Here is an 11,709-nt window from a genome sequence, read left to right on the forward strand (position 1 = left end):
TACTCTGAAGATCTTGGCTTCATCCAATACCAAATATATGTATCACTTGACCTAACTTGGATTTTGCATGTTTTTTTCAGAAAGATTCGTAACATCATTCATAGCTGTCTCAATATTGCTATTACCATTTATTGTTTTCATAAGAGCGATATCATCTTTAAGCTCAACTAGTTCAGAATTACATATTTCGATAAGTTCTTCAATAATTTGCTTTACTTCGGGAATTTCGATATCTTGATTTTCTTCAAGAACTATTGGTTTATATAAATCATTTAAAAAAATATTATATGCTAGTTCTCTAAAGAAAGCTTTTGCATTTTTTATCTCTTTTTTCTCTTCATCAATCTCAATACGAATATCAGTCATATCAGAGTCAAGGTACTTCTTACCATTTTCAGTTAACCATCTGATCCTTATATTATCGGTTACATTAGTCATCGATAGACTCTCCCCTTTCTAAGTCCTTAATAATCGGAAGATTAAACTTGATTCCTCTTTTTTTCAAGGCAGACTGTCCTCCTTCAATTATCTTGCATACATCCTTTATGAAATCTGTATCTTCAATTCCAGACGCAACGTAATAACATTTATCTTCTTCTTTTTTTGCAAGAATAATGTTTTCTGAATCTGCTGTAATTGAAATGTTTGCATTATGAGTAACACATATAAGCTGGGGTAAACGATTTTTAATTTTTAAAGAACGAATACGGTTTACAATTCTATTCTTTATTCCTTTGTTATCTAAATTATCTTCTGGTTGATCCAGCACGATTATTGACGATATTCCTTTTGAGGAATATTCTTCTATTATATCAAAAATGATGTTCATAATAATGTTTGCTTTTTCGCCGGCAGATTTTTTTAATATGGATTCTCCGTTTTCGCAAATATCATAGCATACAGTTTTGAAATTATTATAATACTCTTCTGTATATTGATCTATTCTTTGCACAAAAGTCTTGTTATACGCAAATGAATCTTTTGCATTTAAAGTCCGAATTATTCCTTTAAATAAATTCCCACTTCTGTATTGCGATTTAATAATATACTGAATATAATCAATATAATTATTATTTACCAGATACTTTGCTATTAATTGATAGGAAAATAAATTATTTATTTGCTTTTTGCTCTTTAGTTCATTATACTTTTCTTCTGAATATCTATTTTCAAATTCAAAAGCTTTACTTTTTAGTCCCTTGAGCAAATGTATATATGTGGTAAGATCCTCTTTAATGTCATCAAAAACTTTTATGCTGCCGCTAATTAATGAATTGCTCCGATGAACTTCTTCATTAACATTTTTAATTTTCAGAGAAAGCTTATCAACTAGGGAATTAAACTTTTCGGATATTATCCTATAATTATTATCTTTAGTACTAATAATACCTTTGGTAGTGCTTATATTATTTACTTCTGAATCGGAATATAATGGTTTAAATAAAACCTTTCTATGAATCTCTAATTCCAGATTATTCAGCAGTGCTTCTAGGTAAACTGGTGATTCATATATCGGTTGGAGTTCTTCAACATTAAAACTATAAGATTTTTCATTCTTTCGATTAAGTGCATCATAATTAATAATATCAGTTATCGATGAGGTATTTTCGCAGTTTTGTTTCAAACGATTAAAGCAATCTTTAAGTTCTATTTCTTCAATTTCATTAACAGTATCCATTGATGGAAATTCTACATGAAGTTGCTTCTCTAAATAATTCTTATCCTCCTCCAATAAGACATTCTTAAAATATATATCCTTTCGTTGGTCAAACTGTATTATTCTTATTTCGTCCTCTAGTTGACTCAAAGATTCTCTAGTTGTTCCATCCGAAAAAGTAAATGTAAATTGCTCATATTTGTTAGCTAAATCACGGTATTGCTCTTTTATATTTTTCTTGCCATATAACAACATGTTAAGAAAAAAAGATTTTCCTGAACCAAATCCCCCGATTATGGTGTTTTGATACTCACTTAATGGTATAGTGGTTTGGTCAATAGTTACTGACTTTATATATTTATGTGCACTGGTTGAACTTCTCATTTCAAGACCTTCTATACTTATTCTTGTATTCACATCTTGAAATGCCGTTTTAATACTGCTAAAAGGATAGTTTATGTTACCTAGAATATACATTGAAGTTTGCTTACTTAGATCACCACTTTTACTGCGAGGATAAATATCTATATTGTGATTATCTGAAAAAACTACAATAGGAACATCATTGTATTTAAAGTTTTTAAATGCATTTATTGCTCTAATCAAATTTTCTCTATTGTTACTATCCTCTAATGCATTAAATACTGTATAAACAAACCTATCGATCTGATCTCTTGGAGGAAGGCCTTTCTCCTTCTTATTGAAATGAGGAATCGTTATTATGTTTTGGATACCATTATCAAAAACTGCATTAAAAAATACATCTAAAGATATGGGTTGTGTATCTATATCAATTTCATTAATATTGTTTTTATTATACATATCTATAAATATTTTAGCAATTCTATCTAAGTCGCATGTATCAAAATAAACTAACATATGAAAAACTTTATCATGAACCCTTTTGTCCTCAAAATCGACTTCAGCACCTATAACAAAGTTTATATTCTGCTTAACAAGATCTTCCCTATTACTAAGCAATTCTGAATATAATGGGATATTTATTGTATTGTGGTCAGTGATTGAGAAAATATTAATTTGCTCTTTTACTAGGGCTGTTACAAGTTTTTCATATGTTAAATTAGACCCCTCATAATCATGCAGCTTTGTTTGATTACTTATATGACTATGAATATGTAAATCTGTTTTTAACCATTTAGAATATGCCATATATACCTCCCCAGCTTATTCATTAGTGAATGGTATGGCAACTACAATAATATCATATTATTGCAAAATAATACAATAGTAGACGTAATATGTGTGTCCGGTGTCGAAGAATTGAAATTAACTTTCCTTATGATATAACTACCGCTTTTATAAATATAAGTTTTGATATTGTATTGCTATTGATGATACAAGAGTTCTGGAAGGTTAAATTAATCAAATCTAGCTTGTATTTTTATTATTATCATCTTAAAAGCACCAATAATAGCAATATTATCGTCATACCCTGCTTTTTGTGTTCCGGTAAAACAGGGCCGTCGCAAGCATTCCCAGCATGAGCAACGCGATACACAGCACAAAGGGAAGCGCCCTTGAGATATCGCTCAGCATCCCGCCGATATAGCCGAAGGGCACGCTCACCAGCATGACCGTAGTCTGTAACAGGGCCAGAATATTGGAGCGATCCGATGGTTCAGCGTAAATGGCCACCAGGGATTCCCTCAGCGTGCCTAGAACAGCGCCGCCAAGCGCGTCAAAGACCAGTGAAACCGACAGAAGCAAATATCCCAAAATACTGGTGCCCGGCACTGAAATCAACAGGACACAGCCGATGATACCGCTTAAGAACCCTCCATACAGCGGTCCCTTCAGGCTTGCCTGTCTGATGCGTGATATGACGGTGAAGAAAAGAATGATAGCAATGATGCTTTTGGCCATGGGGAAGATGGGCAGAAGTTCGTCCGGAACGCCGATTCGGCGGGATACGATGATCTGCCAGAAAGTGCTTCCCAGCATGGCGACGATCTCCACCAGGATGCTGATGACGATGGCAAATATGGTGCCTTTTGATGTCCTTATCTTCCGTGCTGCGTCCTTGTACCCTGAAAGCAGTTCGCCCAATGATTTGCCACGGGTCGCCTCCTGCCTGACCCTGCCAACGGCTGTCTCGGTTGAAAACTTGTACAGGAGGAGCAGCTTCAGTGTCATGACAATGAAAGCGTTGATATACAGGATGCGTATGGCCGGCACCAGCGTCAGCTTCGCCACCAGGACAGATGAGATGGGGGCAAACAGGGCGGAGAGGTTTCCGGCAAGTATCACCAGCGAATAGATCCGTGTGATCTTGTCCTTGGGCGCATCCTCAATCAGCAGGCAGTCCCAGGATACCGTGGGTACTTTCATCATGCCGTTCAGCAGCGCGGCAACGACAAAGAACCAGAACCCCTGGCTGAATGCCCAGATAAGGCAGGGAAGGCTCCAGGACAAAAAGTCAAAGATGGCCGTGCTCTTCCTGCGCCCCAGCTTATCGACGATAGCGCCGGAGAGAAACGCGAAGATGGTCTGTGAAAACATATAGACCGATGCCACAATACCCACCTGCGAGTCGCTCATGCCAAATGTCAGCATGTATACCGACGCATAGGGCAGGCACAGGTTCATGGAAAGTCCCCAAAGGGGTTCGGTATAGACGCAGGCGCGGGGATTACCCCGCAGCTCAACCAGGGTGCGGATCAACTGGTGTTTCATCAATCTGTTTCTCATGGGATGTTTCCTCTCTGGATACTGGTCAAGAAATACCTCTATTCTACCATACATTCAGGTGATTCGCCAGGAAGATGCGGAAGGAGAAAACCCCTGCTCCTATGGTAGGGGACAGGGGCCTATCCTGCTTAAAAACGACGGGTTTACTCGATGATTTCAACCCGGACATTCCTGATATAGATGTCGGCCGTTGAACCTGCGTTCCCCATATTGAACTCAAGCCTTCCGTTGTTGTCGTCCTTTTCTTTCATGGTAAACTCGTAGGTATAGGTCTTCCATTCGGTGGACAGGCTTACCTGGGTATCCTGGAAGTATCGGCTATAATTGACGTAGGGGGCGGAAACGCACACGATCATGTTCCTCGGCTCTGAAGCGCGGGCATCGAAGGTGATGCGGTAATTTTTCCCTTTATACATGGGAAGGTCGGCCTGCACAAGCTGTACCGAATAGTCCACCGCACCCTGATTCCGGGTCTTGATGATCATCATCCCGTCCTTGATTTCCGCAGTGGCCTCGCCTCCCTGGAACAGGAGGAATTTCCAGTTGATATCGTCGAGCAGTTCTTCTGCTTCGGCAAAATCTCCGTTGTAGATCAGGTTTCCGTCCTCCAGGGGTTCTCTGAACTGCTTCTCGGGTTTTTTCACATTGGTATCATAGTACGGTTTCTGGTATACCCTGACATAGTCGATTTCAAATTCCGCTTTGGAGAAATCGGTGGTTTCGTCAGGATTCCCGGGCCAGTTGCCACCAACGGCCAGGTTCAACTGGACATAGAAATTCTGATCAAACGGTGCCGGATAGGGTTTTTCAGGCCCGCCCCTTATGGCGGTGAACCAGTCGTTTACAGTATGTATCAGCTCTCCGTCCACATAGAAGCGTATTTCACCCGGTTCCCACTCCACGGAATACTCATGGAAATCATCCGCAAAAGTGGTACCGTCGGTAAGGGCTTTTACGCCCTGCTGCTGCGCATGAGGTTCGCCATAATGCACGGTGGCATAGGTGATATGGGGCTGGTTGCCCAAAATTTCCATGATATCAATTTCACCGCACCTGGGCCATGTGCCATAATAGTTCTCTTTCGTCGGCATCATCCAAATGGCCGGCCATAACCCCTTGCCTTTAGGGACCTTGGCGCTGACCACTACCTTACCGTACAGGAAATCCTTTTTCCTTGCGTTCACCTTACCGGAGGTATAATAATCCTTTCCGTTTTTCTGTGTCTTAATCGCCTTCAGGACAAGTTTCCCATCCCTGATGAAGACATTCTCCGGTGACTCGGTGTACTCTTGCAACTCGTTGTTGGTCCAGCCCGGCCGACGCGTCTCGATGTTCCAGATGTCCTTGTTCAGGCTGTCTCCGTCAAACTCATCATGCCATAAAAGGTAATAGCCTTCATACTGCGGGATGTCAATAGCTTCAACCTGTTTGGGGGGAGTAGATGGTTGCTCCGTTGTCTGCGCCGGGCTTGGTTGAACGGTTGTGTCATTGCCTGCATCCTGGGTTGCATCCGGGGTCGGGCTCTGGCTCACTTCCTGGTTCGGGCCCTGGTTCACGTCCTGGGTCCCGCAACCGGCCAGCCCTGCAAAAGCAAGCAAAAGACAGCAAATGATCCCTAAGGCTCTCGCATGCCTTTTCATAGCGCATACCTCCCTGACCATGAATTGTAAATCCTTATCTTATCCATAATGCAATCAGGTCTTTCCTGATTTCGTCGTAGTGAGGACCAACAAGGCCAAAATCCATTTCTTTGTAGGTCCAGACCGAGCAGCCGATGTTGAATTCCCTGAAAACCTTGTCTACATCTTCAAACCAGCGCAAAGTATCCTTGACAGGCGCCTGGTCGATAACGCCAAATTCGCCGCAGTATAATGGAACGCCTGCATTTTCAGCGGCTTTCACGGCTTCAAGAACCATCTCGCGGATAAATTCCGGACCCATGGTTTGGGACTTTGCGTTTAAAACGGCGCTGCCCTGGATCCCCAGATCAGCCGAATGGGTTCTGTAATAGTCCATCGATTCTGGATAGAAGATGACCTTTTCCTTGTCAATTTTCTCGACCCAATGGGCTTTTTGATGGGTAAAGACAAGCGGTTCGTAAAAATGGAAGGTGAAGATGATATTATCGTCCTCGGGAACCTCCAGGTATTTCAGCGTGCTGGCACTGTTCCAGCAGATGCCGCCGTATATAATCGGCGTTCTCCTGGTGATGGCGCGGATGGCTTTCACTGTTTTCCGGATAAGCACATTCCAGGCTTCTGTGTTTTCCGACTCCACTACTTCGTTCAGCAGTTCAAAGGCCACGTGATCATAGCTGCCGAATTCATTGGCTATATTCTCCCACAGCCGGATGAACCGATCCTGCAGCTCAGGCATGTTGAACAGGCTGTTTTTTTCCATGTTGCCGGCATTGTTGAAATCATAACCATAGGCCTTATGGAGATCCAGCACCACGTTCAATTGATATTTCTGGCACCACGACACCACGTTTTTGACATAAACATACCCTTCCGGCCTTTTTATGCCTGCATCTGTCTCCAGAACCTCATAATCTATCGGGAGTCGGACATGGTCTAATCCCCATTCTTTGATTTGCCGAATATCCTCTTCACCGATGAAACGCTGATAATGATCTTCGGTATGGACACATTGTGAAAGGTAGCCTCCCAGATTGATTCCTCTCCAAAGCTTCATCATGCTTCTATACCCCTTTTTTACTGGTAGTAGATAAATTGTCAACAGACACTTTTATCATGGCACAAATCCCCACAAAAATATATCGTTTTTATGACATATTTATCGTTTGTATGATATGATAAAGTTGGTGATTCAAGCACTGAACACCTGTTCATCAGAAGCCGGAGGACTATCATGGGCACCGGAAAGGAACTGTTTTACAAAGAGTTTGTTCGACGGGAGAGCGATATCGTCCATGCGCCATATAACCCGGAACTGGAATTCTTTTCAGCCATAAAGACGGGGGATGTGCATAAAACACGCGAGATGTGCAAACAGTCCCTGCTGGATAAACCCGGACTTGGGATCCTGTCGGATGATTATCTCCAGAATATCAAATACCATTTTGTGATTACTGCCGCCCTGGTGGCCAGATATTGTATTGAAGGGGGCATGGAGCCGTCTGTTGCCTTTGGATTGAGCGATTTTTATATCCAGAGGGCGGACAAGTGCAAGTCGCCGCAGGAGGTGGCAGTACTGCATCCCGTCATGTGCCTGGATTATGCCAGAAGGATGAGAAACCTGCGCAAGAAAAAGATAGTTTCCCGTCATGTGGCCAACTGCATCGACTATATTCACGATCATCTGCATACACGGATTACAGCGGCAGACCTGGCCAGGCTGGTGGGGTTGAATCCGTCCTATCTCTCCCGGTTGTTTAAAAAAGAGACCGGAACCACCATCGGCGAATATATTCAGTCCAAGAAGATTGAGACAGCGCGGAATATGCTCGCTTATTCCGATTATAGCCCGGCACAGATCTCATCCATATTGGCCTTCCCCAGCCAGAGCTACTTTACAGAGGTTTTCCGAAAGCGCACCGGTATGACGCCGCTTAAATACCGGGCACGATATTTCCGGAAAACGGAAATCGGCAAAGGGGCAACCTCTTTTCAGTGATTCATTGCATGGGCCAAGGCATCCATTGTTGGACGCCTTGGTCCATGTCTTCCATGTTGCCACAAGAAGGCTTATGGCGGTATTATCCTGCTCATGCCAGGGCGAAGATGACAAGCAGCAGAATAAGTACCAGCACCGCAAGGAACGTAGCCAGGAAAATGAGGGTGGTGTTGTTGCCATCGCCTGTGATATTGACAGGTCCGTTAGGTACATTGGGATCATCGATGATCGTTATGGTGTTCGTTGCAGGGTCGGGAATATCTCCCACCAAGTTCGACTCCACGATGTCAATATCGAAACCGGAAGCACCGAGGGCCTGCACGGACGGTCCGGCCGGAGAAGCCGAATTGGTGATATTGGAGTGAATGATATTAATATCTCTTGTACTCTTAAAACAACAGCGCCATCTGTTGCAGAGTTGGTATTCAGCACGCTGTTGTTGATGGTGACAGTACCGGTGCTGGGAGCGCCTGCAGACTGTCCGCTGCGCACTGCATAGCTCTGTACGTCAAATTTACAGCTGTCCACGATCAAATCAGCCGTTCCATAGTAGTTTATCCCGCCTTCTGTAACTTCACTGACAATGCAGTTCTGGACAAAGACATAACCCGAAATGGCATTCAGCTGCCCTAGGCTGTGCAAGTCGTTCGCGTTGGAGTTCATGATGGCGATGTTCCTTGCACCTGCGCCGGTCGCAACCCTAACGGCTACCTGGGCAACACCACCACTAGGCTCGCCTTTAAAGGTGCAGCCGTTGATGGTGACATTATGCGCATAGTTAAACCCAACGCCAGGATTGGGAATAAGAATACTGTTTTCTACCGTTGTTCCGGTCAAATCAAAATGAAGACCTTGGATCAACAGGGTTTCCGGGCTGTTAATGTCTCCTCTTCCGTCAATATTGATGGTGTTTTTAACGGTGACAGTTGCCCCGGGCTGCGGGCGTATCACCACATTCTTGTTTGCCTGTTGTTCAATATTGATTTCATCAGTGAGTGTTCCGGCCGCAATTTCAATGACGAAATCGGTTCCCGGATTTGCCGTTACCGCATCCACCGCCGCCTGCACCGAGGGATAGGTGACAGGGGGGCCTCCGTCAATGGAGAGTGTGGCTTCCGGCGAATCTGCAAAGGCTACAACCGGAAGAAAACATAAGCCTATGACCATTAAGGCCAGATAAATGATTTTATGTCTCATGATACCTCCAGTATGATAATTAGTTTGTCCTAATACGGTATATGCGAGTAACCCCCAACTTGTCCGTCCTGCGATTTGGTTTTTGACAGTTTCATCATCTCGCGTAAACCTCTGAAGACAAGGGAAACAGTGTTATCATAGTTGCTGGCCAAATGTGATTTTGCAAAATAATGCAGGATAAAGATATGGGGGATAAGGATTGTTTTGCAGGAACCGCATTAATAAAATTTTGGGAATCAGAAACCAAGATCGCAATCCTATGTCCTAATTGCAAAAAAAGAAGTAACATCACCGAGAAGCAGATAAAATATGATGAATACACCTGCACCCATTGTGGGTTTACAGATAAGACGTAAAAGTATTCACGCAGGCGGCTTTCAACCGTTCTGTCTGGTTTGATCCACCAGTGAAATGTTTCTATTTTTTGAATGAAGCTCTGATTGCAGATTAACGCCTGTATTTCTCAACTCAATAATTATGGTAAAATGGTGTGAGTCATTTTGCTTTGTACTTGCTGGTGCCATCGGTACGAAACTCAACAATCCTGTAAAGTTAATCAAAGGGATAGTTTATGTAATTGGCGGCTGTGTATTATACTTTGCATATTCATATATCAGCAAGAAAATAGAGAAAAAGTAGTAGCGCATATCTTTTGCCTGGAATGACAGATGACCAGGTGTTAAAAAAGAGCAAGCAAAAAGCCTTACAGCACATCTGCTGCAAGGCTTTTCCCAACGCTTGGTGGAGATAAAGGGAGTCGAACCCTCGACCTCTTGAATGCCATTCAAGCGCTCTCCCAACTGAGCTATATCCCCACATCAGCTATCTGAGCCGTTTCGCGGCTCGAGCATTACCTATTATAACACCAACTTCGCGGGTAGGCAATAGACAATTTCGGAAATTTTTTATGTTAATAATAGGAATACGTTCAATAAAAAAGTCGCAATCGGTAAAGATGGGCGTTTTGACATGATGATGCCGGAGCGGGTTTGCAGCAAAAAGGCTGTTTCAAGGGTATATTTCCTGATGCCTGGGGCTCAGGCTGAACCGCCTCAAAACAGCCTTAAATTTATACCATAAGCATGGGCATGATTTTTATTTTTTCAAAGGCCAGCGTTATTTTGCAAGGGTCAGGATATCGTAAACCGCCTTCTTGTTCAGCTTCACAAACGATCCCACGGTGTAGGTGTCCGAACCGGTGCATTTGTCGGCCATTTCTTCAAGCCTGCTGTCGTCGATGCCGGCCTCCCTGAGCGAGACGGGCAGCCCGATAGAGGAGAAGAACTCCTTGAGCTTCTGGATGCCTTTCAACGCGGTTTCCTCAGGGTTGAAGAAGTTGTAGTCCACATCCCAGACCCTTGATGCAAACTGGGCAAAACGCGCCACATCATTTTTATATACATACTGCATCCAGGCAGGGAAAACTATCGCCAGGCCTGCACCATGGGCAATGTCATAAATGCCGCTGATTTCGTGTTCGATGGCATGGGATGCCCAGTCTTCCTCTCTGCCGGTTCCCAAAAGGTTATTGTGGGCAACCGTGCCGGTCCACATGATCTCGGCACGCACTGCGTAATCCGTAGGATTGACCAAAGCCTTCGGTACATTGTTGATGAGGGTCTTCATGGTGGCCTCACACAGCCTGTCGGTGAGTTCCACGTCCTTTGTATTGGTGAAATACCTTTCCATGATATGGGCCATGATATCGGCAGCGCCACAGGCGGTCTGGTAATTGGGGAGCGTATAGGTGAACTCCGGATTCAGGATGGCGAACCTGGGGAAGATGTGGTCGGTGGTAAGTCCCCTCTTGTACCACCCATCTTCATTGGTGATAACCGAGCTTGGGCTGGATTCGCTGCCTGCCGCAGGAATGGTGAGAACCACGCCCACCCCCAAGGCTTCCTTCACCTGGGCCTTCCCAATATAGAAATCCCAGACATCGCCTTCATAGGGTACGCCCACGGCTATGGCCTTGGCTGAGTCGATAACGCTTCCGCCACCAACGGCAAGGATAAACTTAATGCCTTCTTTACGGCACAATTCAATGCCCTGATGGACGAGGGACAGCCTGGGATTGGGCTGGACCCCGGCCAGTTCCACAAATTCAACACCGGCTTCTTTCAAGGATTTCACAACTGTATCATAAAGCCCGCTTTTCTTGATGCTTCCGCTGCCATAATGCAACAGAACCTTGTCGGCGTGTTTCTTTGTCTCGGCGCCGACCTGCGTTTCTGTTCCCTTACCGAATATGATTTTCGTCGGGTTTTGGAATACAAAGTTTTCCAACTTCTTTACCTCCTTGTCAACGATTTTGACACTTTTTATTCTATCCCATTTTTCCAGCCCCTGAAACTCGAAAGATCATGCAAAGAAATTGAATGAATATGCATTTGGAGGATGCGGGCATATCGCGTATGTCAATACTTTTTGAATATTTCACCCTAAATGGGTCAAATTTATCGCATGAAAATTTCACCCCCTACCCATAAGTTAGGTTACGCAATTTCCTG

At 43.7% G+C, this 11,709-nt stretch carries 9 protein-coding genes and 1 tRNA gene; 1 reads left to right on the plus strand and 9 read right to left on the minus strand.

Annotated features, from left to right (window positions below; genetic code table 11):
* Positions 1 to 51: 51 nt before the first annotated feature.
* The 5 genes from F3H12_RS07995 to F3H12_RS08015 form a co-directional block, all read right to left on the minus strand.
* Positions 52 to 438 (minus strand): Rho GTPase-activating protein, encoded by a 387-nt coding sequence (locus F3H12_RS07995; RefSeq protein ID WP_149678820.1) that lies wholly within the window; start codon positions 436 to 438, stop codon positions 52 to 54.
* On the minus strand, positions 431 to 2,827 hold the full coding sequence (locus F3H12_RS08000; protein ID WP_149678821.1) for a PHP domain-containing protein: 2,397 nt from the start codon (positions 2,825 to 2,827) through the stop codon (positions 431 to 433). The genes F3H12_RS07995 and F3H12_RS08000 overlap by 8 nt, the downstream gene beginning before the upstream one ends.
* Positions 2,828 to 3,103: 276 nt before the next feature.
* Entirely contained in the window at positions 3,104 to 4,366 is a 1,263-nt protein-coding gene (locus F3H12_RS08005; RefSeq protein WP_149678822.1) for an MFS transporter, read from the minus strand.
* Positions 4,367 to 4,509: 143 nt separating this feature from the next.
* Positions 4,510 to 6,006: a family 16 glycosylhydrolase gene (locus tag F3H12_RS08010; protein ID WP_149678823.1), complete on the minus strand. Its 1,497-nt coding sequence runs from the start codon at positions 6,004 to 6,006 to the stop codon at positions 4,510 to 4,512.
* A gap of 34 nt (positions 6,007 to 6,040) precedes the next feature.
* Positions 6,041 to 7,063 (minus strand): glycoside hydrolase family 5 protein, encoded by a 1,023-nt coding sequence (locus F3H12_RS08015; RefSeq protein ID WP_149678824.1) that lies wholly within the window; start codon positions 7,061 to 7,063, stop codon positions 6,041 to 6,043.
* Positions 7,064 to 7,237: 174 nt separating this feature from the next.
* Between F3H12_RS08015 and F3H12_RS08020 the strand changes: the two genes are divergently transcribed.
* Positions 7,238 to 8,002, plus strand: a complete 765-nt coding sequence (locus F3H12_RS08020) for an AraC family transcriptional regulator (protein ID WP_149678825.1) — start codon at positions 7,238 to 7,240, stop codon at positions 8,000 to 8,002.
* A 91-nt stretch (positions 8,003 to 8,093) separates the two neighbouring features.
* Here F3H12_RS08020 and F3H12_RS08025 read toward each other — a convergent pair whose 3' ends face one another.
* The 4 genes from F3H12_RS08025 to F3H12_RS08045 form a co-directional block, all read right to left on the minus strand.
* Entirely contained in the window at positions 8,094 to 8,273 is a 180-nt protein-coding gene (locus tag F3H12_RS08025) for a hypothetical protein (protein ID WP_149678826.1), read from the minus strand.
* A complete protein-coding gene (locus F3H12_RS08030) occupies positions 8,234 to 9,199 on the minus strand; it encodes a polysaccharide lyase domain-containing protein (RefSeq protein WP_149678827.1) in 966 nt (321 codons plus the stop codon). Before F3H12_RS08030 ends, F3H12_RS08025 begins: the two co-directional genes overlap by 40 nt.
* A 739-nt stretch (positions 9,200 to 9,938) precedes the next feature.
* A tRNA-Ala gene (locus tag F3H12_RS08040) sits at positions 9,939 to 10,014 on the minus strand.
* A gap of 301 nt (positions 10,015 to 10,315) precedes the next feature.
* The gene (locus tag F3H12_RS08045; protein ID WP_149678829.1) at positions 10,316 to 11,485 is read right to left on the minus strand and encodes an iron-containing alcohol dehydrogenase; all 1,170 of its coding nucleotides are present in this window, start codon (positions 11,483 to 11,485) and stop codon (positions 10,316 to 10,318) included.
* Between the last annotated feature and the right edge of the window lie 224 nt (positions 11,486 to 11,709).

Source organism: Thermoclostridium caenicola (assembly GCF_900142095.1).
In the GTDB taxonomy this organism is placed as follows: Bacteria; Bacillota; Clostridia; order DSM-8532; family DSM-8532; genus Thermoclostridium_A; species Thermoclostridium_A caenicola.